The organism is Sphingobacterium mizutaii, from assembly GCF_900187125.1.
GTDB classification, from domain to species: Bacteria; Bacteroidota; Bacteroidia; order Sphingobacteriales; family Sphingobacteriaceae; genus Sphingobacterium; species Sphingobacterium mizutaii.
In genome coordinates this window covers 2395655-2421137 of record NZ_LT906468.1, presented here as the reverse complement: position 1 = coordinate 2421137, position 25483 = coordinate 2395655, and the positions used below count along the sequence as shown (strand labels likewise).

At 38.5% G+C, this 25483-nt stretch carries 20 protein-coding genes and 1 tRNA gene; 12 read left to right on the top strand and 9 right to left on the bottom strand.

What is annotated here, in order from left to right; genetic code table 11:
• The first annotated feature begins 47 nt into the window (after positions 1-47).
• A complete protein-coding gene (locus CKW03_RS10445) occupies positions 48-542 on the top strand; it encodes a YfbM family protein (RefSeq protein WP_093096487.1) in 495 nt (164 codons plus the stop codon).
• Positions 543-571: 29 nt separating this feature from the next.
• On the opposite strand, the gene CKW03_RS10440 is transcribed toward CKW03_RS10445, so the two are convergent.
• Positions 572-1474, bottom strand: coding sequence for a sugar phosphate isomerase/epimerase family protein (locus CKW03_RS10440; protein WP_093096484.1), 903 nt, complete (start codon positions 1472-1474; stop codon positions 572-574).
• Positions 1475-1520: 46 nt separating this feature from the next.
• The gene (locus tag CKW03_RS10435; RefSeq protein WP_093096481.1) at positions 1521-2540 is read right to left on the bottom strand and encodes a D-cysteine desulfhydrase family protein; all 1020 of its coding nucleotides are present in this window, start codon (positions 2538-2540) and stop codon (positions 1521-1523) included.
• 107 nt (positions 2541-2647) lie between these two features.
• On the opposite strand from CKW03_RS10435, the gene gdhA reads away from it, so the two are divergent.
• On the top strand, positions 2648-3982 hold the full coding sequence (gene gdhA / locus CKW03_RS10430) for an NADP-specific glutamate dehydrogenase (RefSeq protein WP_093096480.1): 1335 nt from the start codon (positions 2648-2650) through the stop codon (positions 3980-3982).
• 80 nt (positions 3983-4062) lie between these two features.
• Positions 4063-4308, top strand: a complete 246-nt coding sequence (locus CKW03_RS10425; RefSeq protein ID WP_093096477.1) for a hypothetical protein — start codon at positions 4063-4065, stop codon at positions 4306-4308.
• A gap of 188 nt (positions 4309-4496) precedes the next feature.
• On the opposite strand, the gene CKW03_RS10420 is transcribed toward CKW03_RS10425, so the two are convergent.
• Both CKW03_RS10420 and CKW03_RS10415 read right to left on the bottom strand, forming a co-directional pair.
• A complete protein-coding gene (locus CKW03_RS10420; protein ID WP_093096475.1) occupies positions 4497-5180 on the bottom strand; it encodes an SIR2 family NAD-dependent protein deacylase in 684 nt (227 codons plus the stop codon).
• A 66-nt stretch (positions 5181-5246) separates the two neighbouring features.
• A complete protein-coding gene (locus tag CKW03_RS10415) occupies positions 5247-5540 on the bottom strand; it encodes a YgaP family membrane protein (protein ID WP_093096472.1) in 294 nt (97 codons plus the stop codon).
• Between the two features lie 118 nt (positions 5541-5658).
• Here CKW03_RS10415 and CKW03_RS10410 point away from each other — a divergent pair, with 118 nt between their 5' ends.
• A complete protein-coding gene (locus CKW03_RS10410) occupies positions 5659-6501 on the top strand; it encodes an ATP cone domain-containing protein (RefSeq protein ID WP_093096471.1) in 843 nt (280 codons plus the stop codon).
• Positions 6494-7228 carry an LOG family protein gene (locus CKW03_RS10405; protein WP_093096470.1) on the top strand — a complete coding sequence of 245 codons (735 nt, stop codon included), beginning with the start codon at positions 6494-6496 and terminating at the stop codon, positions 7226-7228. The genes CKW03_RS10410 and CKW03_RS10405 overlap by 8 nt, the downstream gene beginning before the upstream one ends.
• 112 nt (positions 7229-7340) lie before the next feature.
• On the opposite strand, the gene ispE is transcribed toward CKW03_RS10405, so the two are convergent.
• On the bottom strand, positions 7341-8147 hold the full coding sequence (ispE, locus tag CKW03_RS10400) for a 4-(cytidine 5'-diphospho)-2-C-methyl-D-erythritol kinase (protein ID WP_093096468.1): 807 nt from the start codon (positions 8145-8147) through the stop codon (positions 7341-7343).
• Between the two features lie 87 nt (positions 8148-8234).
• On the opposite strand from ispE, the gene CKW03_RS10395 reads away from it, so the two are divergent.
• The 6 genes from CKW03_RS10395 to bglX all read left to right on the top strand — a co-directional run bounded on the left by CKW03_RS10395 (position 8235) and on the right by bglX (position 21466).
• Positions 8235-11093, top strand: coding sequence for a triple tyrosine motif-containing protein (locus CKW03_RS10395; RefSeq protein ID WP_093096466.1), 2859 nt, complete (start codon positions 8235-8237; stop codon positions 11091-11093).
• Between the two features lie 406 nt (positions 11094-11499).
• Positions 11500-14601: a SusC/RagA family TonB-linked outer membrane protein gene (locus tag CKW03_RS10390; RefSeq protein ID WP_093096464.1), complete on the top strand. Its 3102-nt coding sequence runs from the start codon at positions 11500-11502 to the stop codon at positions 14599-14601.
• 18 nt (positions 14602-14619) lie between these two features.
• A complete protein-coding gene (locus CKW03_RS10385) occupies positions 14620-16044 on the top strand; it encodes a RagB/SusD family nutrient uptake outer membrane protein (RefSeq protein ID WP_093096463.1) in 1425 nt (474 codons plus the stop codon).
• 59 nt (positions 16045-16103) lie between these two features.
• Positions 16104-17741 carry a glucoamylase family protein gene (locus tag CKW03_RS10380; RefSeq protein WP_093096462.1) on the top strand — a complete coding sequence of 546 codons (1638 nt, stop codon included), beginning with the start codon at positions 16104-16106 and terminating at the stop codon, positions 17739-17741.
• Positions 17742-17747: 6 nt separating this feature from the next.
• On the top strand, positions 17748-19121 hold the full coding sequence (locus CKW03_RS10375; protein ID WP_093096460.1) for a glucoamylase family protein: 1374 nt from the start codon (positions 17748-17750) through the stop codon (positions 19119-19121).
• Between the two features lie 62 nt (positions 19122-19183).
• A complete protein-coding gene (gene bglX / locus CKW03_RS10370; protein WP_093097774.1) occupies positions 19184-21466 on the top strand; it encodes a beta-glucosidase BglX in 2283 nt (760 codons plus the stop codon).
• 67 nt (positions 21467-21533) lie between these two features.
• Here bglX and CKW03_RS20645 read toward each other — a convergent pair whose 3' ends face one another.
• The 3 genes from CKW03_RS20645 to CKW03_RS10355 all read right to left on the bottom strand — a co-directional run bounded on the left by CKW03_RS20645 (position 21534) and on the right by CKW03_RS10355 (position 23632).
• Positions 21534-22151 carry a hypothetical protein gene (locus CKW03_RS20645; protein WP_175486288.1) on the bottom strand — a complete coding sequence of 206 codons (618 nt, stop codon included), beginning with the start codon at positions 22149-22151 and terminating at the stop codon, positions 21534-21536.
• Positions 22152-22222: 71 nt separating this feature from the next.
• Positions 22223-22753 (bottom strand): YfiT family bacillithiol transferase, encoded by a 531-nt coding sequence (locus tag CKW03_RS10360; RefSeq protein WP_197700925.1) that lies wholly within the window; start codon positions 22751-22753, stop codon positions 22223-22225.
• A gap of 24 nt (positions 22754-22777) precedes the next feature.
• The gene (locus CKW03_RS10355) at positions 22778-23632 is read right to left on the bottom strand and encodes a tetratricopeptide repeat protein (RefSeq protein ID WP_093096458.1); all 855 of its coding nucleotides are present in this window, start codon (positions 23630-23632) and stop codon (positions 22778-22780) included.
• Between the two features lie 192 nt (positions 23633-23824).
• Here CKW03_RS10355 and CKW03_RS10350 point away from each other — a divergent pair.
• A tRNA-Ser gene (locus CKW03_RS10350) sits at positions 23825-23909 on the top strand.
• Between the two features lie 430 nt (positions 23910-24339).
• Here the strand turns inward: CKW03_RS10350 and CKW03_RS10345 are convergent.
• A complete protein-coding gene (locus CKW03_RS10345; protein WP_093096450.1) occupies positions 24340-25431 on the bottom strand; it encodes a type I restriction endonuclease in 1092 nt (363 codons plus the stop codon).
• Positions 25432-25483: the final 52 nt, after the last annotated feature.

Genomic DNA, 25483 nt, shown 5'->3' with positions numbered 1-25483 from the left:
GCTCAAGATTCTTTAAATTTCCTTATATTTAATTATAAATTTTAATTATGGGAATGTATTGCACCCTCAGACGGGTAACTATGGAAAAATTGGAGTCTTATCTCGAAGATAGTCATAAGTTGGAGCAAGATTTCTTTTCCAATGAAGTTACACAAGCTCCATCCTTGGATATTGATAAAGCTTGGGATGGAATAATATTTTTATTGACAGGATCTTCCTTTGAGGATGCGGTCGAGAATAAAATGAGCCAAGTCATCTTAGGATCGGCATCTATAGATGAAAATCAAGATTTAGGCTATGGTCCTGCTCGATACTTACTCCCTGAAGAAGTAAAGAGCTTGAACGAAAAGATCAAAGCCATCGGAATTGAAGACCTGAAATTAAGATTTAATCCCCAAGAGATGAAAGACCAATCGGTCTATCCAGATATTTGGGATGAACAGAACAGCTTTGATTATTTGGAAGAGTACTTTGTGAAACTCCAAAGCTTTTTCCAACATGCGAGCTGGGCAAATGAAGCCATAGTAATCATTATTAACTAATTATTCCCATTCCGGATTTTAAATCCCATTTAGGATTTAATGATGGTATCTAACTGTTCTGATAACTTTTTCAAAACAGTTCTATCACCTCCATTCACTTCCAAGGTCATGTATTGACCTTTATAGTTGATGTTTTTAATGGTTTTCATGACTTGTGACCAATTAACGTCTCCCTGGGTGAGTTCCACATTGAAGCCCTTCCCTAGCCCTTGTTCATTCATGATCTTCTTACTGTATTCTTTAACGTGGAGCTTGAATACTTTATCGCCTAAAACTTCAAGCCAATGGTCAGGCCAGCCATAACGTAGTATATTCCCCAAGTCAAAGTACCAGCCAACTAAGGGGTGATCTATTTTATCTAAAAAGTCTTTTGCTTCAATTGGGCTAAGGATAAAATTGTTCCAAACATTTTCCAAGGCAATTTTTACCCCCGTTTTTTCGGCATGGGGAATCATTTTACGGATCGAATCCAAAGCGTTATCATAAGCAGTTTTATAAGATACCGTATCGCTAACTACTCCTGGTACTAGCAAAACCGTATCTCCGCCTAATTCTTTGGTCTGTTCCAATGATCTTGACATGGAATCGATGGTAAACTGTCTGATGGCAGGATCAGGATCGGAAATAGGTTTGCCCCAATGGTCTTTATTGACCGTGCTTGGGATTTCTACCCCTGTTTTATCTCGAGCTTCTAATAGGTCTTTCAGAGGTAAATCCAATGGGCTGTTGAATTCAATACCATCAAAGCCAAGGTCTTTGACCAGTTTAAATTTATCGAGTAAAGAGAGTTCTTCTTTGATCATCCAAAAACCTAGTCCTTTTTTTATTTTGAGTGAATTGCTATTGACCTTGAAGGTATTGCCAATTACATTCGATGATAAACTTGTGGCCGCTAAGATTCCCAGAGATTTAATGAAGTCTTTTCTTTGCATAGGATTTTATTAAAGTTATTGTGGTTGATTGCCTAAAGATAGAAATTTAAAACCAATTGCTATAGGCGAATAAGCCTGCTGTACCGCCAGTATGGATAAATAATATGGGTTCTCCTTTAGGGTATTTTCCAAGTTTAATATCATTGACCAATCCTGTAAAGGCCTTGCCTGTATAAACTGGATCTAAGAAAACTCCTTCTGTTTTAGCGAGATGCTTAATGGTAGCAAGCGTTTGTTCGTTAGGTATCCCATAGGCTTCCCCCACATAATCATTGCACAAACGGTATTCGATTTTTGATTTTTCTTCTTCTAAATTGAAAATATCAAGAATCCCTTCCGTAATCAGTTTGGTTTCTGTCAAGATTGGTTCTCGGTCTGGTTGTACATTATAGGCTTGGATAAATACTTTCTTGTTTTGGATTTCATAGCCTGCGATAACTCCGCCATGCGTACCGCCAGAACCACTAGCCAAGGCAATGTGCTGAAAATTTACCCCTAATGCTGCTGCTTGGGCTTCGATCTCAAAGGTAGCTCTAGCATAACCTAATCCCCCCACAATATTAGACCCGCCTACAGGAATGAAGTAGACCTTCTCCCCTTCGGTTTCATAGTGTTTGGTCAGATTGCTGATAAAGGCATTGGCAGTTCCATCATTGGGGATTTCATGGATGTTTGCGTCAACAATATTGTCTAAAACCAAGTTCCCATTCAGTTGGTAGCTCTCAGTATCCAAGGGTACCGAGTTTTTCAGTACTAAATCAACTTCAAAGCCCTGCGTTTTTCCAGCAATAGCTGTTAATCTGGCATGGTTGGATTGTCTAGCGCCAATCGTGATTACCCGATTTGCTTGCTGGTTCTTTGCTTCAGCCAAGAGATATTCTAACTTCCTAAGTTTATTTCCACCGGTTCCGAGCTCGGTTAGATCGTCCCTTTTAATGAAAATTGGGGTATCAAGTTCCTTGCTCAAAGATTTTAATTGTAGTAATGGACTGGCTTGGTTTAATAGGTTAATTCGGTGGTATCCGTTTGAAACCAAGTGATGGTCAAATCCGTTTAATTCTTTCATGAAATAAAATTAAGGAATTAAATGCGTTGATTAAAAACATAAAATATTGGCATTTTTCTAGAATTTTTGGTAATATTGCGATGAATCAAATAATTATTTTATAATAAATGTCCCTTAATTTTAAGAATTTCATTAAACAAGTAGATCAGCGCAATCCGAATGAACCTGAATTTCTACAAGCCGTTACCGAAGTAGTGGAAGATTTAATTCCATATATCAGTGAAAACAGACAAGATTTTGTTGATCTCAAGATCCTGGAGCGTATGGTCGAGCCGGAACGTGTTGTTTCCTTTCGAGTTGCTTGGCTGGACGATAAGAATCAGATTCAAGTAAATCGCGGTTATCGTGTTCAGATGAATTCTGCCATCGGTCCATACAAGGGCGGATTGAGATTTGCTCCAGATGTAAATTTGAGCATCTTGAAGTTCTTGGCTTTCGAGCAGGTTTTCAAAAACAGCTTGACAGGCCTGCCTATTGGTGGTGGTAAAGGAGGTTCAGATTTTGATCCTAAAGGTAAGTCGGACAATGAGATCATGCGATTTTGCCAAAGTTTCATGACGGAATTGCAAAGACATATCGGTTCAGAAACAGATGTTCCAGCTGGAGATATCGGTGTAGGAACGAGAGAAATCGGTTATTTATTTGGACAATACAAAAGATTACAGAACAACTTCTCTGGAGTATTAACTGGAAAAGGTACACAATGGGGAGGTTCTTATATACGTCCAGAAGCTACGGGTTATGGACTACTCTACTTTGTGCAATGCGTATTGGATTACAACAACGAAAGCATTGAAGGAAAAACGATCAGTATTTCCGGAGCTGGTAATGTAGCTTATTATGCTGCAGAAAAAGCAATCCAACTAGGCGCCAAAGTGATCACTTTATCAAATAGCCAGGGGACAATCTATGATAAAGAAGGATTTACATTAGAGAAATTGACTTATGTAGCTACCCTAGGCCGTGAGTTGGCTAAGTTTAGCAAAAAATATCCATCAGCAACATACCATGCAAAGGAAAATCCTTGGCAATTTAAATGTGATATAGCATTACCATGCGCGACACAGAATGAAATAAATGAGGCTGATGCCAAGAAATTAGTTAAAAATGGCTGTACGATCGTTGCTGAGGGTGCCAATATGCCTTCAACAGCTGAGGCCATCCGGGTATACCATCAAGCTAAGATCCACTTTGGACCTGGTAAAGCAGCGAATGCTGGTGGTGTTGCGGTTTCAGGATTGGAAATGTCACAAAATGCAATTGGCCAACAATGGTCACCCGAGAAAGTAGACCATCGTTTGAAATTGATCATGGAGAATATCCATAAGACCTGTGTTCGTTTCGGAAAGGAACAGACTGGTTATGTCAATTACTTAAGAGGTGCCAATATTGGAGGCTTTATTAAAGTTGCAGAAGCAATGAAAGCCCAAGGAGTCGTTTAGAATAGTAATAATTTATATTTTTGAAGTTCTGGCTTATATAGGCCAGAACTTTTTTTATTTCATAATATACTAGAATAGATATGCGAGTACTAGCTGAGTTGCCACATCCTGATTGTAAGATCAGCATCTTCGGGATGAACCAAAAGTTTATCATCAAGTTTGAACAAGGGACATTGGAGCAGTCTTATAAAATAGCTGAGGTTGATGTTGTAGGTGGAGTTAATGGAGTTTTTGAAATGCTCGATGAAGAGTTTATGAAGAAGGTTTTAGACCTATTTGTACAAATGAGATCAGCTATCATTGAAACTTACAACAAATATCAATAAAGAGTTTACATAAATACTGTAAATATCTGATTATTTACTATTTAAAAAATGAAAAACCTGTAATCCAAATAATATTTGGCTTTACAGGTTTTTTTTGTGATGAACTTTTAGTTTAATAATAACTAATTATTGAAATAAAATTATATAATGTATTGATATATAGTGTAGTTATATATGTGTACAAAATTTTATTTTGTGAGATATTTTGCCAAATATTCCACTCCTACGCTGGCTTTTTCTGCAATTTTAATTACGACTGGTGGTACGCGATATTGTTCAGCATTTGGATCGATCAGGATGAGCTTACAGTCAGGTTTGGTTTCATATAAGAGGTTTGCTGCCGGGTATACTTGTAAGGAAGTTCCTATGGTCACGAAGACATCTGCTTGCCTAGCGACTTTATAAGCTTCAACCATATTTGGGACAGCCTCTCCAAACCATACCACATGTGGCCGAAGCTGAGAACCTAGTTCGCACAGATCCCCATCTTTGATGTCAGCTCCATCAATATCATAGATTAAATTCGGGTTTAAGGAAGATTGGGCTTTTCTGATTTGTCCATGTAGATGCAGTATTTTGCTACTACCAGCACGTTCATGTAAATCATCGATATTTTGGGTGATAATAGTGATATCATAATCTTTCTCCAATTCAGCGAGTTTTTTATGGGCGTGGTTTGGTTCAGCAGCTATACAATCTGCTCTCCTTTTATTATAGAAGTTTTGAACCAATTCAGGGTCTTTTTCCCAAGCCTCCGGTGTTGCTACATCTTCGACGCGATGTCCTTCCCAAAGTCCATCTGACCCTCTAAATGTAGGTAAACCACTCTCTACTGATATTCCAGCACCTGTAAATACGACTATTTTTTTCATAAAAATGGATTAAAAAAAATCGGTTTCATTATTAAATGAAACCGATCGTAAAAATAATTGTGAAATTTATTTCACAAAATATCTATGTTCAATAACTGTTGCTTCGGGTTTCTTTTCTTCGATAGCTTCTTTAATAGGGCAACTTCCGGTGACACCTCTCAGGACCAAAGCACCGCCTAGGGTAATTCCAGAAAACGCCGTTATAGGGTTCTTGAAAAGTTTCCTTGCACCCATGCCGATAATAAAACCACCAGCAATTACTGATAATATACGTTCTGATGTTCCTACATTGCCATATTCGCAGGATTCTTCTAGTCTAGTTTTTACTTTGTCTATTGCAAAATTTAAAATACCGCTCATAATTTTCGAAATTTATTCCTTTACAATATAACGATTGAAAAATTAAAATGTTTCCAGTTAGGTATAAATTTTGTGTTTCAGCCATTAATATTTGTAAATTCAAGCAGAAAAGAAAAACATGCGCGTAAAAAAATATTCAGGTGAGCTGGTGCCTTTTGATGAAACAGCATTACGTCGCTCCTTATCCCGATCTGGAGCTAATGATCAAGAAGTCAATATGGTCTATGAATCTATTAAAGGTTCAGTATACGATGGAATCCCGACCAAAGAATTATATGAAATGGCTTTTAATGCGCTGCGAGGCAAGAAAAACTCCTACGCTGCCCGCTATAGCCTGAAGCGTGCTATCCGCGAATTAGGCCCTGAAGGGTTTTATTTTGAGAAGTGGATTGCGCGATTATTTCAGGAGGATGGCTATGAGGCCGTGACCGGACAGACCGTACAAGGTCATGCGGTAAGCCATGAGATCGATGTGGTGGCATTAAAAGGGAATGAAATGTTGGCGATTGAGTGTAAGTTCAGAAATGATGCAGATGCAAAAATATCGGTAACTACTCCGATGTACTTCAAATCAAGAAAAGAGGATATCACAGGAATTTCCTATCATTTTTTTAATCAAAACCATGAATTTACAGATGGATGGTTGGTGACCAACGCCTATCTTACCTCAGATTCTATTGCTTTTGGAAATTATTATAAAGTTAATTTACTGTCTTGGGATTACCCTAGAGGCAGTAGTCTGAAAAAAAGAGTAGATAGCAATGCAGAATATCCAGTGACCTGTTTGACCAACATCTCAGAGCAAGATAAAGCGATGTTGCTGAAATTTCAATGTATTTTGGTCAAGGACCTGGTTAAGTCTCCACAGATCCTAGATAAGATCCAAGTAGCAAAAGATAAACAAAAGCTTATATTGATGGAGGCAAACGAATTAATTAATAGCCCTTTAGAACATGAGTAATAAGTTTGTCCGTGAGGAAATTAGCTTCCTGAAAGGAGCTCGAGGAAGATGGAATGAATTGAAATATGCCATCGGAGTGGTATTTCAATTTATGAAAGGTTTCCGGACCTTACATTTCGTAGGGCCATGTGTTACTGTTTTCGGTTCAGCACGTTTTGGGGAGGATCATCCCTATTATGTTCAAGCACGTGAGCTTTCAGCGAAACTAGCTGACCAGGGTTTTACCATTATGACCGGCGGCGGACCAGGTATTATGGAGGCTGCAAATCGTGGTGCTAAGGATGTAGATGGTAATTCGGTAGGTTGCAATATCGTCCTGCCCCATGAGCAAAAACATAATCCATATATGGATAAGTTCGTTAATATTGATTATTTCTTCGTTAGAAAAGAATTGCTCCGCAAATATTCTTTTGCTTTTGTCATTATGCCCGGTGGTTTTGGAACCCTTGATGAATTCTTTGAAACTCTAACCCTTATCCAAACGAAAAAGATTTCTCAATTTCCGATCGTTATTATGGGTATGGATTATCATAAAAACATCAAAGAACATGTTGACATGATGATTGAAGCAAAGACTATCAGCCCTGAGGATCAAGATTTGCTGCTTTTTACCGATGATATTACGGAAGCCGCAATGCATATCCTAAAATACGCTGATAGCAATAAGATCATTAAACTTAAGGAGCCTAAACCGAACTGGATCTTGGGTGAGAAAAAGGCAATTTAATAAGTAGTATTTAGTATCTAGTATTTAGTATTTAGACTTGGGGCAATAGTCAATATTTGATTGCCTATCGATGCTGAAAAAAAATATGTTTATGCCAGTGGATTATGTTTTTTTATAATTCAACTGGCATAAATACTTTACCGTATTTGTTTAATTCATTTAAGTTTTTTGTGTCTTCAAATATCCCGAACACTGAGGAGCCTGAACCGCTCATTGAAGCGTAGATAGCTCCTTTTTCATAAAGCTTTGCTTTAATATCTCCGATCAGTGGATACCGGTCAAAAAGCGAGATTTCAAAATCATTGATAATATGATATTTCCAATCTTGGATAGGAAGTTTGATCGCTTCCCTTAGGTCTACACTTGGGATCATTGGGCTTACTCGACTATATGCTTCGGCTGTCGAGATATGGATGTCTGGTTTAACTACCACAATTTTATATGGACTCAGGTCAAGTTGAATTTCGCTGAGGTCAGTTCCTATCCCTTCGGCATACATGGCTTTATTGTCAATGAAGAACGGACAGTCTGCTCCTAGTTTTGCTGCATAGTCTTTAAGGGTTGCTCTGCTTAAGTTTAACTTGAAGTAATCGTTTAAAAGTTCTAAGGTTGAGCTAGCGTCAGAAGATCCGCCTCCAAGACCTGCGCCTATTGGAATGTTCTTTAAGAGATGGATTTTAACGGGAGAAATTTGATGGTCCTGTTGCAGTAAGCGGAACGCTTGTAGACAAAGGTTTTGCTCATCTGCAAGCAGTTCTGAATTCCAGATTTGGAGCTCTGGCTTTTCTGCTGGGAGGATTTCCAAGACATCATAGATCTTGACTGGATAGAATATCGTTTCCAGTTCATGGTATCCATCTTGCCTTTTACTACGAATGTGTAAACCGAGGTTAATTTTAGCGTTTGCGAACTTCAACATATACAAATTAAATGAATTTCCCTTAAGTAGCCAATGAGAATTTCAATGTTCATAAGTAGCTTTTGTTATATTTGGAGTCTTAAGAATATGAAGCTGATTAAGTATTTCCTTGTTTTCTTATTTATTGCTGGTCATTTTGTCGAGTCAATTGGTCAGGATATCCCTCGTGTTGGATCGCCATTCGTGAAGCAATACAGCAAGACAGTATATCATGCGGGCAATCAAAACTGGGGTATTGCTGTTAGTCCAGAAGGAATGATCTATTCTGCAAATACAGAGGGTCTGCTGCAATTTGATGGTCAGGAATGGGAATTGTATCGGATGAAGAACCATGCTGGCTTAAGAAGCGTTAATATCGATCCTACGGGAAGGATATTTGTGGGTGGTGCAGGAGAATTTGGCTATTGGACTCGCTCCCAATATGGCAAAATGGAATACAGCAGCCTTTCTGGCCTTGTCAAAGATCAGCAGTCTCTAAAAAATGATGAAATCTGGCGAATCATTATTGATGGCGAAAAGATTTACTTCCATACTTTTTCCAAAAGTTATCTTTATCAAAACAATCAAATCAAAACCATCACAGCTAATGGAGAACCTTTTTTATTTGGCTTCCAAGTGAATGGGAAAATGTATTTTGAGCAACTCCCTTCCGGCCTGCATGAATGGAATGAGAGTAAATTAATCGCTGTAAAGGATAAACATAAGTTGTTAGGGTATAATATTTTAGCTATGTTGCCCTATAGTTCCAATGAAGTATTGATTGGGACAGATCGCAATGGGGTTTTCAAGATGAATGCTGATGGTAGCATGGAACCTTGGGGAACCGAAGCACAGGATCTCTTAAAGAAATATCAGATCAATAATGCGGTCAAGCTTTTTGGAAACCAATATGCTTTTGGAACAATCCAGAATGGCGTAATCATAGTCAACCAGTCTGGGGAAATCGTTCAGCACATCAATAAAAACAATGGACTGCAGAATAACACAGTTCTAAGCCTTGCTGTAGATAAGCAATCGAACCTGTGGGTTGGATTGGATAATGGTATTGACCGGATCGATATCAATAGCCCTTTGTATTATTATTCGGATTTGACGGGTAATATTGGGACGGTTTACAGTTCTATAATATTTGACAATAAGATTTACTTGGGGACCAACCAAGGCCTATTTGTCAGCGATTGGCAAGGTGTCAATGATTATAAATCCTTAAATTTTAGGATTGTGCCCAATTCGCAAGGGCAAGTATGGAAGTTGGCAAACATTAAAGGACAATTGATCTGTGGCCATAATAATGGAACTTTTGTTGTTGAGGGGAATACCTTACGCAAGGTATCTACCGTAACCGGTGCATGGGATTTCTTAGCGATCCGAGATTCAAAATATTGGTTGCAGGCAAATTATACAGGCGTAGGTTTGATGGAGAGTGATCCTTCAGCCAGCTTTGTGAAGCAGTTTTCCTATAAAAAGGACCCAATCCGGAATATTATGCAGATTGGTCCGGAAAGCTTTTGGTTGAGCAATTCGCAGAATGTATTCAGTTTTAAGCTCAGTCCCAACTACCAAGATGCCTTGGAATTCAAACTGGAGAATAATGGATTGCCAAAGGACAGCAAACTACATGGGATCTTTAATTTGGCCAATAACATAGTTTTTGCCAGTGATTCGGGGTTCTACTTGTATGATAATATCCTGAGGGCATTTAAACCTTATGAGGAATTAAATACCCAATTGGCAAGCTTTGCTTCATCCAATAAAATCATTCCTATCAATAATAATGAATATTGGTTTATCAAGAAATCGCATCTAGCGAAGATCCAGTTCTTAAGTGATGGAAAGCTAAAGATTGATTCCAATTCATGGAATTCCCTGAAAGGGCGAATGATGAACGATTATGAGCAGGTATTAAACGTGAATGAGAACCTCTCCCTTATTGGTTTAGATAATGGGTTTGCGCTTTATTTCAATCAGTATCCTTTGCAGCAAAGTATTCCAAAACCGATGATTACAAGTATTTGGAATACAACATCTGAGCCATATTCAATTTATGATGAACTTGAGATTCCTAATAAGGAAAATAACATCAGGTTCTCATTTGCATCAGCATGGTATTCCTCCTCTCCATTGAAATACCAATATTATCTGGAAGGTTATACCGAATCTTGGTCATCATGGGAAGAGATTGCATTTAAAGATTTCACGAATCTACCCTTTGGTAGTTATATCTTCCAGGTCAGGGCGATTACTCCGAATGGCGTAAAATCTGAGATTACATCTGTCTCTTTTAAGGTATTGCCACCCTGGTACTGGAGTTGGCCAGCTATTCTGGCTTATTTCATCGCATTAGCCGTATTGATATACTTCGGGAAGAAATGGTATGAAAACCGACTGTTAGAGCATCAACGTAAGCTGAAGAAGAAATTGTTGGAGGAGCAAGAAGAACGTATGGCGCGTGAGGCAGCTGCCAATGAGAAAAAATTGATCTCCCTAAAGAATCTGCAGTTGGAGCAAGAATTGGAAAGCAAGAATAGAGAATTAGCCAATGCAGCGATGAACATTGTCTATAAAAATGAGATGCTCAACAACCTCCATCATGAATTGACCAACCTGAATGATTCCAGCGGGAATAAATTGAGCCATGATCAATTGCGCAAGGTCAATAAACTGATCGATGAGGCACATAGTGATGACCGCGATTGGGATCTGTTTGAGAAAAGCTTTAATGAGGCCCATGAGAACTTCTTCAAGAAGCTGAAATCTGATTATCCGGGTTTGGTACCCAATGACCTGAAACTTTGTGCGTATCTGAGATTAAATATGTCCAGTAAGGAAATAGCTTCCCTTCTGAACATCAGTACCCGCGGGGTTGAAATCCGCAGGTACAGACTTCGAAAGAAGTTGAATTTGCCGACCAACAAGAACCTTACGGAGTTCCTTTTGGAGCTCTAAGGTCTCCCTCCTTTTATTTCATTTTCATTAGCTAAATTTCTTTATGAGTAATCACTCATTTGCTAAAATTTACCGGTTTTTTAGCATATGCCTTGCTAAAAATGTCTCTAAAAATTGGTAAATATTTACTTTACACTACTACATCACTACATCATTACACTAATTTCAATTATGTGTTAATATTACACTAACTTAATAAAGTTGTGATGAATATGATTATTTTAAACGTTTAGTTATCAAACATATAACATTTATTTAACATTTGAATGAGCAAGTAATAAATGCATGTAGTAGTAATGTATATATGGATTATTTTAATTACAAACTAATACATCACATATTTGTTAAGTGAACAAACACTTTTTTACTTACTAAACATTATTCACTCAATTAAACCATTTGTTATATGAGGAAGTTATTTACACTGACCTTTGTTTTCCTAATTAGCTTTACATGGCTATATGGTCAAAACAAAACCGTAACAGGTACGGTAAAGGACAGTCAGAGCATGATGGCTTTGCCTGGAGTTTCCGTTTCTATTAGTGGCAAATCAGGAGGAGCTCAGACGGATGAGGCAGGCCGTTTTAGCTTAGAGGCAAGCTCTACTGATTCATTGGTATTCTCCTTTATAGGGTACCTGTCGCAAACCATCGCTGTTGGCGACAAAGATCAAATCAATGTTTTCTTAGATGATGAGAACATGGCTTTAGAAGAAGTCGTAGTTGTCGGTTATGGTACACAGAAGAAAGTAGACTTAACAGGTTCCATTGGATCTGTTAAAGCTGAAGAAATTGTGAAACAACCTGCTATGTCAGCTATGCAATCTATCCAAGGTAAAGTAGCCGGATTGAACGTAACAGCTTCTGAAGCTCCGGGTTCTACCCCACAGGTTACTATCCGCGGTCTAGGAACTGCATTAGGAGGAAGAAATCCATTATATATTGTGGATGGTTTCCCAACGGATAACCTAAACTCCATTAACCCAGCAGATATTGAGTCTATTAACGTATTGAAGGATGCGTCATCAGCTTCTATTTACGGTGTTCGTGCTGCCAATGGGGTAATCATGGTGACTACCAAAAAAGGTAGAGTTGGTTCAGTGAAGATTGGGTATGAGGGTTATGCAGGCATGAAAAACATGTTGAACCGTGTTAAAATGGCCGATGCTTCCCAATATATTCAATACTACAATGAAAATATCCAAGGAATCGGAAGAGGGACTCTATTAGCATCCAGTCAAGCCAATAATACGGACTGGTTTGATGAAATCCTTCAAAATGGTACTGTATTCAATAATTCCATTAATATTTCTGGAGGTTCTGAGATTGTTGACTATTTCTTCAGTGCGAATAATTTTACGGAGCAAGGTATCATCGATGGTTCTAAATTCACTAGAAATACCATTAGAAATAACAATACTTATAAGTTCTTGGACAACAAACTTAAGTTTATCCAGACATTAAACCTTTCATTCAATAAATCTACGCCAAAACCTTTCGGAGCATTTAATGATGCCTACCGTCAGACTCCATTGGCTCCAGTTATGTTTGACAATGGTCGTTACGGTACTTCGATTTACAATACTACTACAGGTGTCGCTGGATACCAAACTCAACCTGGTGAAGCTACTGGTAACTTGAACTCGATCGGTAACCCAGTTTATGCGATCCAAAGAGCGAATCAATTGTTGAACAATACCCGCCTTCAAGGTGGTATCGAAGCAGAATATCAAATATTTGATTTCTTGAAAATCAATTCACGTATTGGTGGAACTAAGATCTTCAGCAATGAAAGATCCTTTACTGACATCAAAGATGCATGGTTAAATGGTAGTCCACTTCGTACAGAAGCTGATTTCAATAAATTGAAGAATGACAATCCAAATGTGACCCAATATGCAAACAACAGCTTGATGTATAAAAAGAATGAAGACTTCAGATGGCAATGGGAAACCTTCTTGACATTTGACAAAAACTTCAATGGACATCAAATTAATGCGGTTGCTGGTTTCTCAAGAGAGAAATCAAATATTTCAAACATGCTTTCGGGAACCGGGTACGACCTACCTGTATTGGAGCAATATTGGAACATTGACATGGCTTCAGCAGATTATACCAAAGTATTGAACCAAACTTATTATACGCCAAGAGCCTTAGCTTCTTATTTCGGACGTGTTCAATACAATTATAACAGCAAATACTACGCTACAGCGACGATCAGACGTGATGGATCTAGTGTATTTAGAAATACAGGTGACTATTATGCTACATTCCCTTCATTTGGTTTAGGTTGGACCATCTCCAATGAAGATTTCATGAAAGACAATACCGTATTGAACTTCTTGAAATTGAGAGCTAACTGGGGTGTATTAGGAAACCAAGATATTCCATTGAACGTTTCTCAATTATTGACTGCTGAAGGTAGTTCAAACTATAACTATGTATTCGGACCTGGTCAAGACTTAGTTTTAGGAGCAGCATTTGGTAGCCCTGCATTGCCATTGACTTGGGAAAAAACTCAAGAAACTGGTATTGGTTTAGATTTTGAAATGTTCAACAGAAAACTATCAGGATCGGTAGATTTCTATAATAAATTGAACACAAACGTATTGATGAACGTTCAGCCAATCTTGAACTCCCCTTTTGCTAATAACTTCTACGATCATGGTGGTAAGGTTAGAAACAAAGGTATTGAGGTGATCTTGAACTGGGCAAATTCAGTTTCGGAAGACTTTAATTACAACATCGGCGTGAACTATTCATACAACCATAATGAGTTGACCGATGTAAAGGCAGCTTATGATGGTGCTATCGGTGGTAGTTTGGCGAATGGTCAGATCACTAAACAGATCAAATCTGGTCAGCCACTGTACGGCTGGTGGATGTGGGAGACCGAAGGTGTTTGGCAAAATGCTGATGAAATTGCTAATAATCCAAAATATGGTACTCCTCGTCCTGGACACCTACGTTACAAAGATCAAAATGATGATGGCGTAATTGACAACAGAGATAAAGTATTCTTTGGCTCGTATATGCCAACTTCTACTTATGGAGTGAACCTAGGTATTAACTACAAAGCGATTGATTTCTCTCTTTCTGGATATGGTGTTGCAGGTAATAAAATCTACAATGCTTTGAAAGGAACTAGGATCAATGGTGGTGAAAATATCACGGAAGATACTTTCAACAACCGTTGGACTGCAGACAACAAATCAAACACCAACCCAGGTGCTGATAGAGATTCTTATGCATCCAACTATTACTTAGAATCAGGTAATTATTTCAGGATCAACAACATTACATTGGGATATACCTTTAAGAAGTTATATAACTCTACATCAAACATGAGATTATATTTCACAGCGCAGAATCCATTTATGTTTACCAAATACACAGGTTTCTCACCGGAGATCGCTAGTGATGGTAACCCTGCGTTGACTTCAGGTATTGAGTTATCGGCATACCCTACTACAAGAAACTTCTTGTTTGGTATCAATGTTCAGTTCTAATTAATTAATGACGACAACATGAAATTTAGAAATTTAAATATAGCATTATTGGCAGCTGCAGGTCTTTTGATGACTGGCTGTTCCAAGGATTTTTTAGACGTGCCATCCAAGGAAGTAATTGAAGCTGAAGATAGTAACGAAAATTACTCGCCCGAAGTACTAGTGAATGGTATCTATGGAATGTTTACGGACTGGAATTATGGGTTCTCCTTTATGGGGATCACAGAGATCATTTCGGATAATTCGGATAAAGGTTCTTCTCCTACCGATACAGGTAGTGACAAAGATATTTTAGACAATCTAACTTATACTGCTACAGCTGGTTCATTTTCAGCTTTATGGGAACAATGGTACAAGTCTATCGGTAGAGCGACCAATTCTATTCAATATACTGAAGAATATGGCCTGACTGATGAAACCTTGAAAAACAGGTATATCGGTGAAGCGAGATTCTTGAGAGCATTGAATTACTTCTGGTTGGTTCGTGGCTGGGGTGATGTCCCTATCCAGGAAAAAGACCTGATTGTAAGGGCACCTCAGGCTGAGGTATATGCCTACATTGAGGAAGATCTTCAATTTGCGATCAACAACCTTCCTGATAAGTCTAAATATGCCGCTAAGGATTTGGGTAGAGCTACAAAAGGTGCTGCTCAAGGATTATTGGCCAAAGTGTATCTATACCAAGGGAAATGGCAACAAGCCTTTGATATGGCACAAGCTGTAATTGGTTCTGGGGAATATTCATTAGAGCCAGATTTCGCTAAGATCTGGAGATTGGCTGGTGAAAACGGATCTGAATCTTTGTTTGAAGTTCAAGCAAGAGGTTCTTCGATTGCACATGGTATCCAACAATACTCGCAAACTCAAGGTCCACGTGGTGGATCTGCTGCAATTGGTTGGGGATTCAATACGCCTTCTCAAAACTTATTGGATGCTTTCAATGCGGAGAATGATGATATCCGCCGTGATGCTACCATTATTTTCCGAAATGAGACCATGTATGATGGTTTAGAAATCGGTAATACCGAGAATGAAATGTACAACGAGAAGGCATATTCATCTGCAAATGGTGGAGCTTCCGATACAGATAAAAACCTTAGGTACTTACGTTTAGGTGAAATCTACTTAATCAAAGCAGAAGCTGCAAATGAATTGGGCAATACATCAGAAGCATTGACAGCCTTGAATGCGGTCCGTTCTCGTGTTAAACTGGCTAATTCCACAGCTTCAGGTCAAGTGGCCATTCGTCAAGCGATCTGGAAGGAACGCCGTTTAGAGTTGGCAATGGAGCATGATCGTTGGTTTGATCTGGTTAGGACCAAACAAGCTGAGGCTGCGATGAAAGCTGCTGGAAAGCCATTCCTTGCTAAACATTATCTGTTCCCTATTCCAGATAATCAATTGATTCAAACACCAGATATGGTTCAGAATACTGGCTGGTAAATTTTCATACAATTAGAGGGAAGGTCTTCGGGTCTTCCCTTCTATTACCACAATCAAGCATGAGAAATCTATACTCCACTATATTATTGTTCAGTTCAATTTTCATGGCTTGTTCTAAAAACGAAGCCCCTGATAAACCTTCTAATACCGGTTTTGCACTGACTTCTATAAGCAATGGCAATAAGGTTTTGGGAGCCACTTCCAAAGGAATTGAGCTTCAACCTGAATTCATTATTGAATTTGATGAGAATCTTTCCAATCAAGATTTAAATAGTGCTATTCAGATTCTGGATGCCAATAAATCCACTATTTCAAGCACAGTTAAACTACTTGAAGCAGGCAAAAAGGTTTCCATCAGTCCGACAAAAGCCTTAAATCCACTTTCTAAATTTGAGGTATTGGTTAAAAATTCATTGAAAAGCAATTCCAATAGTTCATTAAAGCAACAATACAATTATTCATTCAACACAGCGATTGACCCTTCTGATAAGCTCAAGAGGATTTCTCAAGATGAGTTGCTGACCTTGGTCCAAAAGCAGACCTTTAACTATTTCTGGACCTTTGCGCATCCCAGTTCTGGTATGATCAGGGAACGAAATAGTTCTACTGAAACCGTTACTACTGGAGGAACTGGATTTGGTTTAATGGCAATTGTAACTGGAGTTCACAGGAACTTTATCAGCAAATCTGAAGGATTGGAAAGGACCAAGAAAATAGTGTCTTTTCTCAAAAGAGCGGATAGATATCATGGCGCTTTTTCGCATTGGTACCAAGGTGCAACCGGAAAAACCCAACCTTTCAGTGAGAAAGATAATGGTGCAGATATCGTTGAGACCTCCCTACTCTTTCAAGGGCTTTTGGTCGCTAGAGAATATTTTCAAGACGCAACCTTAACCGCTGATATCAATGCCCTATACCAAGAGGTGGAATGGAATTTCTTCCAAAATGGACAGAATGTGCTATTCTGGCATTGGAGTCCTAATCATAATTGGGACATGAACCTGAAAGTTCAGGGCTGGAATGAATCTTTGATCACCTATGTATTGGCGGCTGGCAGCAGTAAGTTCAGCATTGACAAAAAGGTTTACGACGAAGGTTGGGCAAGGAATGGCCAAATGAAAAACGGAAAGCGTTTCTTTGAGATGGAATTGCCACTAGGTCCAGATCAAGGTGGACCTCTTTTCACTGCTCAATATAGCTTTCTTGGGATCAATCCTATGGGTTTAAAAGATGCTTATGCGGATTATGAGGTACAAGTGAAAAATCAGACCTTAATCAACCGAGCTTATTGTATCTCAAATCCAAAGGGAAATTATGGATACTCTTCAAGCAGTTGGGGTCTTACGGCCGGGGATATTCCAAATGGTTATTCGGCGATGTCGCCAAGCAATGATCTAGGTATCATCAGTCCGACAGCTGCATTGACTTCAATGGCATTTACGCCAAAGGAATCTATGGAAGCCATGGAGTTCTTTTATTACAAGCTTGGTGATAAATTATGGGGTCAGTATGGCTTTAAGGATGGTTTCTCCTTAGATGAACCTTGGTTTGCGGAAAGTTACATCGCCATCAACCAAGGACCTATCATCATAGGTATAGAAAACCATCGCAGTAAATTAATCTGGAACTTATTGATGAAAAGTCCAGAAGTAAAAAATGGATTAAAGAAATTAGGGTTTAATTCTCCTAACATTTAAGATAATATGAAGATACGAGCAATTACAATCGGGCTATTATTAGCAGCTGCAGGGATCCAATCTTGTCAGAACGTTCAAAAAACAGATGGCAAAAAGGAAACTAGCCAGTCTGTTGATAGCCTAGCCCATTCGAATGATTCCTTGATGAACAAGATTCAGCAACAGACCTTCCAATACTTCTGGGAAGGGGCTGAACCCAATTCGGGGATGGCAAGAGAGAGAATCCATATCGATGGGGTTTATCCAGAGAATGATGAAAATGTTGTTACCATCGGCGGTAGTGGATTTGGGATCATGGGTTTGATCGTTGGAATGGAGCGCGGCTATATTTCCAAGAAAGAAGGAGAAGATCGCTTAAACCATATCATGGATTACTTGGCAAAAATCCCAAGATTCAAAGGTGCATGGTCGCATTGGTACCATGGTGATACGGGCAAGGTTAAAGCATTCAGTGAAAAAGATAATGGCGGTGATTTGGTTGAAACTGCGTTTTTAGCACAATCACTGATCGTCGTGAGAGAATATTTAAAGAATGGTTCTGATACCCAGAAATCCATTGCCAATAAAGCAGATGAACTATGGAAAGAAATTGATTGGAACCATTATACCAATGGCAAAAATGTATTGTTATGGCATTGGAGTCCAACTCATGATTTCGGAATGAATCACCCGATCCAAGGTTATGATGAATGTCTGGTAACCTATGTTTTGGCGGCCTCCTCTCCTACACATGCTATCGATACTGCTGTTTACAACCAAGGTTGGGCAAGAGATGGCAAAATTAAGTCAGATCTTAAAAAATTTGATATCCCAATTGGGATCAAACATAATGCAAAAGAAGGTCAAGTTGGACCATTGTTCTGGGCACATTATTCCTTCTTAGGCTTAAATCCGAATGGATTAAAGGATCAATATGTTGATTATGGTCAAGTGGTGGTGAACCATGCGAAGATCAACATAGCCTATGCTGAAGAGAACCCACAACAGTTTAAAGGATATGGAGCAGATAAAGGCTGGGGATGGACAGCTTCCTATTCAATCAAGGGTTATGATGCCCATCATCCAGACAATGACAAATCAGTCATCAGTCCGACGGCTGCATTGTCTTCTACCCCTTATACTCCGAAGGAAAGCTTAGCCTTTGCGAGGTACCTTTTCAATAATCTAGGTGAGAAGGTTTGGGGGAAATATGGTTTTTATGATGCGTATAGTGAAACTGAGAATTGGTTTCCGCAGCGATACTTAGCCATCGACCAAGGTCCTATCGTGGTCATGATGGAAAATTACCGTTCTGGTTTGATCTGGAATTTGTTTATGCAAGCTCCAGAAATTCAATCCGGATTGAAAAAATTAGGGTTTCAAAGTCCAAATTTGAAATAATTAGTGGTTAGTTATGAATGCTCAGCCCAGCTTTGGGCTGAGTTTCTATGAATCAATTTGCAATGAATTTAATTAAGAATATACTCTGTTGCGGACTTATCTTAAGTTCCAATCTGTTGTTTGCACAGCAGGACCAGAAGATGGATGCTTTCATCGATGGACTGATGAGTAAAATGACTATAGAGGAGAAAATCGGCCAATTAAACCTGGTGACTGCCGGTGAAGCAACAACAGGTTCTGTGGTTTCTACGGATGTGGAATCCAAGATCAAAGCCGGAAATATCGGGGGAATCTTCAGTATGACCTCTCCTGCTAGAATCCGTAAGGCGCAAGAATTGGCTGTTAAAGAATCCCGTTTGAAGATCCCTATCATATTTGGAATGGATGTAATCCACGGTTATAAAACCATTTTCCCTATTCCATTGGGATTGGCAGCGACTTGGGACATGCCATTGATCCAAAAGACAGCCCGTGTAGCTGCTGTAGAGGCCTCCGCTGACGGTTTGAACTGGACCTTCTCTCCTATGGTCGATATCTCAAGAGATGCCCGCTGGGGAAGGATTTCTGAAGGCAGTGGCGAAGATACCTACCTAAGCTCTCGCATTGCGCGTGAAATGGTAATTGGGTATCAAGGTGACGACCTGAGCAAGAACAATACCTTGATGGCTTGCGTAAAGCATTTTGCACTATATGGTGCAGCTGAGTCTGGTAGGGATTACAATACTACAGATATGAGTCTGCATAGAATGTACAACGAGTATTTACCCCCCTATAAAGCTGCCTTGGATGCAGGTGCTATGTCCGTGATGACTTCTTTTAATGATATCAATGGCGTTCCTGCAAGTGCAAACCATTGGTTATTGACCGATCTATTGCGTAAAGACTGGAAGTTCAATGGTTTGGTTGTGACTGATTACACGGCAGTGAATGAGTTAATCGACCATGGATTGGGTGACCTGCAAAAAGTTTCCGAATTATCCTTGAAAGCAGGAGTTGACATGGATATGGTTGGTGAAGGATTCTTGACAACCTTAAAGAAATCCTTGGATGAAGGAAAGGTTTCAGAGGATGACATCAATAGAGCATGTCGGTTTGTCTTGGAGGCAAAATATAGATTAGGCTTATTTGAAGATCCATTTAAATATTGCAATGAAGACCGCGCTAAAAAGGAAATCTTAACAGTTGAGCATTTAAAACTTGCTAGAGAAGCAGCAGGCAAATCTTTTGTGTTACTGAAGAATGAAAACAATAGCTTGCCATTAAAGAAACAAGGAACAGTTGCTGTGATTGGTCCATTAGCCAATACTGGTGCGAATATGCCGGGTACCTGGAGCGTTAGTGCAGATCTGAACAATACACAATCTCTAGTAGAAGCCATGCGTTCTGTTCTGGGCAATAAAGTTAATATTGTGACCCATTTAGGCGCGAATTTAACCGATGATCCTGCATTACAAGAACGTTCTACGATGTTCGGCCGTACTATCCCTAGGGATGATCGTGCGCCAGAAGAAATAATTGCAGATGCTGTCAAAGTATCTCAAGAAGCTGATGTTATTATTGCGGCTTTAGGTGAGAGTTCTGAAATGAGCGGAGAGAGTTCAAGCCGTACTGATCTCAATATTCCTGAAAGCCAAAAACGCTTGTTAGAAGCATTGGTGAAAACTGGAAAGCCAGTTGTATTAGTATTATTTGCCGGAAGACCAATGACCCTAACTTGGGAGAATGAACATGTTCCAGCCATTCTGAATGTTTGGTTTGGGGGAACTGAAACTGGCAAAGCGGTGGCTGATGTCTTATTTGGTGATGTGAATCCTTCGGGAAAACTCCCTGCAACCTTTCCTCAGAACGTTGGACAATTACCAATGTACTACAGCCAAAAAAACACAGGCAGACCTTTGGCAAAAGATGCTTGGTTCCAAAAGTTCAGATCAAATTATCTAGATGTAAACAATGAACCTTTATATCCATTTGGATATGGATTAAGCTATACGAATTTTGAATATGGAGCCATAAAATTGGATAAATCAAGTATCAGTAAAACGGATCAAATTAAGGTTACTGTAAGTGTAAAGAACAACGGAAACTTTGACGGTGAGGAAGTGGTTCAATTATATCTTCAAGATCTAGTTGGTTCACAAACAAGGCCCGTAAAAGAATTAAAAGGATTCCAAAAGATCTTTTTAGAAAAAGGAAAATCAAAAGAAGTTGAGTTCATTCTGAAAGACGAAGACCTTCGATTCTATAATCAAAAGTTAGAATTTGTATCAGAACCTGGGAAATTCAAGGTTTATGTAGGAACGAATTCAAGAGATGTTCAGGAGGCTGAATTTGAATTGATGGACTAGAAGAACTTGCATAATAATAGTTAGAACAATGAGTAAGAGCGACCCTAATTGGTCGCTCTTCTTTATTTTATTTAGCTTCGTTGTAGAAATCTACTTCGATAAACTTCTGAAAATCACTTTCATCATCCTGTGCTAATTGAAATTGCTTGATGACTCCAGCAATATTCAATTTTGTTTCAGGCAATAGGCCAGCATCCTTATCATGGGCAACTAAAACCGATTGGCCAGAGACATCGTCCTTGATTTCATAGACGATATAAGTTTCACTTATTGGAATTAAGGTAAAAACATCAATTACAGGAATCGATATATAGCCAGAAATAACTCCTTCGCCCTCAATTTTCCTAGGTACCCCAGAGATGATCACTCCAGTTCCAGCTTTTAAGGATTCCAACTCAGCATGTGAGTCTATTTTCTGTGGAGCATACTTTTGAAAGCTATCCGAAAGATTATCATCAAATCTACCTTCAATTTCTTGTTGTTCCCTTGCTGTCAAATTCGTCATCGCTAAATTCAAGAACAATACGGCCTTTTGTTTTTGGAGACCTGCACCTGCGACCTTAGAAACCTCTGACTGTGAAATAAGGTCATCATCGGCTTTTGTGAAAATATTATAAAACTGACCACCATTGTCCAAGGCATCGATGGCTTGACTAGCACTATTAAAAGGTGTTATTTGTTCCATGGGAGAATTTATTATTGATTTACTTAAATCTAAGGATTTTATTGTTTTTATAATAGCAATTTACCGTTTATCTAGAGCTTTTTGGCATTTATGACATGGGTCAGATGATGGTTACAATGCCAAGCATAAATCCCGATGGCTGTTTCAATACTGATTACCTTTTTACTTTCAGGATTGATAAATTGCTTTTTAAAATCCTCTTCGGAAAGACTTTCCAATAGCGTTGCCCAGCGTTGGTGCAATCCTTCCAAGATCTTTATCGAACTCTCAATAGGCTGCAAACTATCCGCCAAACAGGCCCATTTATCCTCTTTATAAGGTTTGATCGTGGGAGTGTCTTCAGTGAGCGCCAATTTAAAACGAATGAAACTATTCATATGGCTATCTGCACAATGGTGAACCAATTGCCTGATGGTCCATCCGCCTTCCCTATACGTCAGTTCCAGATCCTTTTCCTGAAGCTTCTGCACTTCATTTTTCAAGTATTCGGGAAACTTGGCAATGGTATTGATCCAAGAATCAATGGTTTCTTGGGTAATATTTTCAGGCTGACTGAACTTACCGATGGGGTATCTCAGTTTCTCCAATTGATCTTTTAACATTTTCGTAGGTTTTAAATCTTCAAATTAATTGGGTTTATGCCAATTCTCTTCATAGTAATTGATGTATTGTCGGTATTGCGATTCGGGTTCAGCATTTTGAACAACTATGCTTTTCCATTCATCAAATTTTGCCTTATCCTTCGCATGAAAATAACTCTGAGCCATATTGATGGCCATTTCAGCGATTTGACTTTTATCAGAAGCGAGTTCAATGCCCTTTTTATAAACCTTTTCGGCCTCAGGTAAGTTATTGAGGTGTTTTAAAGAAAAACCAAGTTCCCTATAATACCAAAAATTACTAGGATCGTTTTCAATCGCCTTATTCAGGACGATTACCGCCTTATAAAAGCTTCCAGTAGCATTATAGGCATAACCCAGTTCAAATTCCAATCCCGGATAATGAGGTTCTTCCTGATAGGCTTTTTGAAGGATTGGCAAAGCTTTCAAACTAGCCCCGGCCCCATTCATCATAGATGCTTTATGAACTCTTACATCAATGAAGTCTGCATTTACTTTATACCCTTCAAGCCAACTAGGTGGATTTGATAAATTTAAGCTTTTTATCTGCTCATCATTCAGGATCATAACATCAAAAGTATTGAGATCCAATCTTACCTTGATATTAGATGTAGTATCCAATCTAGGTACTTTTTGGAATTTATTGTTTTTATATTCCAATTCACACTCATAATTAAAAGTATATCCAGCTTGTGGATCCAGATAGATAAAACCTAATGCATACGTATTCTGTTTTTCCTTTTTATCAAAGATCACCCATTTATCTTCAGCATCATAAAACTTGGTTTCAAAGGTCAGACCTGACTTTTGTGCGTAAGCGATTTGGATTATAGAAATAAAAAAGAAAAGTATTTTTTTCATGCTAAATGACTTTACGCTAAAGTCGGGAATTAAATGTTAAAAACTAAAAGATGCGAAGGATTTTAAGGGTTTTTAACCAAGAATAAGTCCTAAATAGTGGTTTTTTCTACCCAATAAAAAATAATCAGGCTCATTTTCAGGCTAATAATAATTAAGTTTTGGAGAGCGTACAAAAATTTCTACTTTTGTCGCGGAGAGTTGGCAGAGTGGTCGAATGCGGCGGTCTTGAAAACCGTTAACTGTCACAGGTTCGGGGGTTCGAATCCCTCACTCTCCGCACAAAAAGCCTTCATCGCAAGATGAAGGCTTTTTTGCGTAGGTGAGGGATCGAACCTTGTGCCGGGCGGGGTTCGACCCGAAGGGGGTTCAGGGTTTGCGTTGGGGGCTTGTGGGGCTGAACCAATCCCTCACGTGTGCTGGTCATAAATGTTCCTGGAAAACGAAATACAAAAAGCCTTCATCGCAAGATGAAGTAGTGATCATCCCTTCTACTCGACAGGAATCCCCCAAAAGGGATTCAGGGTTTGCGTTGGAGGCTGAACCAATCCCTCACGGTTGCTGATCATAAATGTTCCTGGAAAACGAAATACAAAAAGCCTCCATCGCAAGATGAAGACTCTTTTATGTAGTATAGTGATCGTCTTTTGTACCAAACAGGAATCCACCCGAAAACTTTCGATCCTTACCTTAGGACCCTCAATCTCAATTTATTTCGTATAATTATTAATTGTAGCCAATAGTTCCGATTTATAAGAATAAATATCATCTACTGATTCTATTAGTTTCCTTTCACCATTATCCTTTCCCATATTGAATAATTCTAAATATTTCACATTATTAGAATTAAAATGAAGTCTACAAATTGGTTTCCTATTGTTATCATCCAATAAAATTCCAAAGTAAGATTGTGTATCTCTAAATGCTATCCTAGAAGCAGGTAATATTTCTCTTAAAATTGCCTTTACAATCTGAAATCCTTCCTTCTCTTCATCAGTAGTTATTATTTTTTCTTGTTTTTCTCCAGTTGCTGAATTTTCATCTATTGGAGTAGTATTTTCAGAGTCTTTTGAAGGGATGGATTCATTAATATTTAATGCATTCTTCAACCTTGAATTTATACTTTCATTAATAAAGTTTGAAATGGCTCTTTTTGAATAATCATTAAAAACAGCCAACCTCGAAGCTATAAGAGGTTTGTCAAAAAATTTAGAAACCAACATTTTTACAAACTCATCTGATGGATCACTCAATTCTTTTTCCAATTCATATCTTATTGCCTTAATATATTTTAATCCCTCTGCAGAATCTAAGATGCCTTCTAGATTGTAGCCGTTTTTTGTGAATTTTTCTAATATTTTAATATTGGAGTCTTTAAGGTTATTCAGATCTAAAGTGAAAAAAGGTTTCTCATCCATAATATTTGGCTTTTCTAAATCAGCATAAAAATTATAGATATGCCCATTGGTCAAAACTCCAAACCTAGCCTTTGAAACATGATAATACCTATGCAATTGAGAATTGTGTGCATTTGCATTTTCTCGCCAATGCTTACATTCTATTATTAGAATAGGTTCATCATCCTTTTTAATTACATAATCTACCTTTTCGCCTTTTTTAGTTCCAATATCACATATAAATTCAGGGATTACTTCCGTAGGATTAAAGATATCATAGCCTAAAATTTGAATAAATGGCATTACAAAAGCATTTTTTGTTGCTTCTTCAGTTCCTATTTGTTCCTTTAAAGCATCGACTCTTTGATGAAGTTGCTCTAATTTCAATTTTAAATCTTGTTCCATGATGCAATTGGTATTTTTTAAGATTGCTAATATTTAATTGAAGTTAATGGCA

Excerpts from the sequence above, each read along its gene's own strand:
- CKW03_RS10445 (WP_093096487.1), top strand. The coding sequence starts at position 48 with ATGGGAATGTATTGCACCCTCAGACGGGTAACTATGGAAAAATTGGAG.
- CKW03_RS10440 (WP_093096484.1), bottom strand. The coding sequence starts at position 1,474 with ATGCAAAGAAAAGACTTCATTAAATCTCTGGGAATCTTAGCGGCCACA.
- CKW03_RS10435 (WP_093096481.1), bottom strand. The coding sequence starts at position 2,540 with ATGAAAGAATTAAACGGATTTGACCATCACTTGGTTTCAAACGGATAC.
- gdhA (WP_093096480.1), top strand. The coding sequence starts at position 2,648 with ATGTCCCTTAATTTTAAGAATTTCATTAAACAAGTAGATCAGCGCAAT.
- CKW03_RS10425 (WP_093096477.1), top strand. The coding sequence starts at position 4,063 with ATGCGAGTACTAGCTGAGTTGCCACATCCTGATTGTAAGATCAGCATC.
- CKW03_RS10420 (WP_093096475.1), bottom strand. The coding sequence starts at position 5,180 with ATGAAAAAAATAGTCGTATTTACAGGTGCTGGAATATCAGTAGAGAGT.
- CKW03_RS10415 (WP_093096472.1), bottom strand. The coding sequence starts at position 5,540 with ATGAGCGGTATTTTAAATTTTGCAATAGACAAAGTAAAAACTAGACTA.
- CKW03_RS10410 (WP_093096471.1), top strand. The coding sequence starts at position 5,659 with ATGCGCGTAAAAAAATATTCAGGTGAGCTGGTGCCTTTTGATGAAACA.
- CKW03_RS10405 (WP_093096470.1), top strand. The coding sequence starts at position 6,494 with ATGAGTAATAAGTTTGTCCGTGAGGAAATTAGCTTCCTGAAAGGAGCT.
- ispE (WP_093096468.1), bottom strand. The coding sequence starts at position 8,147 with ATGTTGAAGTTCGCAAACGCTAAAATTAACCTCGGTTTACACATTCGT.
- CKW03_RS10395 (WP_093096466.1), top strand. The coding sequence starts at position 8,235 with ATGAAGCTGATTAAGTATTTCCTTGTTTTCTTATTTATTGCTGGTCAT.
- CKW03_RS10390 (WP_093096464.1), top strand. The coding sequence starts at position 11,500 with ATGAGGAAGTTATTTACACTGACCTTTGTTTTCCTAATTAGCTTTACA.
- CKW03_RS10385 (WP_093096463.1), top strand. The coding sequence starts at position 14,620 with ATGAAATTTAGAAATTTAAATATAGCATTATTGGCAGCTGCAGGTCTT.
- CKW03_RS10380 (WP_093096462.1), top strand. The coding sequence starts at position 16,104 with ATGAGAAATCTATACTCCACTATATTATTGTTCAGTTCAATTTTCATG.
- CKW03_RS10375 (WP_093096460.1), top strand. The coding sequence starts at position 17,748 with ATGAAGATACGAGCAATTACAATCGGGCTATTATTAGCAGCTGCAGGG.
- bglX (WP_093097774.1), top strand. The coding sequence starts at position 19,184 with ATGAATTTAATTAAGAATATACTCTGTTGCGGACTTATCTTAAGTTCC.
- CKW03_RS20645 (WP_175486288.1), bottom strand. The coding sequence starts at position 22,151 with ATGGAACAAATAACACCTTTTAATAGTGCTAGTCAAGCCATCGATGCC.
- CKW03_RS10360 (WP_197700925.1), bottom strand. The coding sequence starts at position 22,753 with ATGTTAAAAGATCAATTGGAGAAACTGAGATACCCCATCGGTAAGTTC.
- CKW03_RS10355 (WP_093096458.1), bottom strand. The coding sequence starts at position 23,632 with ATGAAAAAAATACTTTTCTTTTTTATTTCTATAATCCAAATCGCTTAC.
- CKW03_RS10345 (WP_093096450.1), bottom strand. The coding sequence starts at position 25,431 with ATGGAACAAGATTTAAAATTGAAATTAGAGCAACTTCATCAAAGAGTC.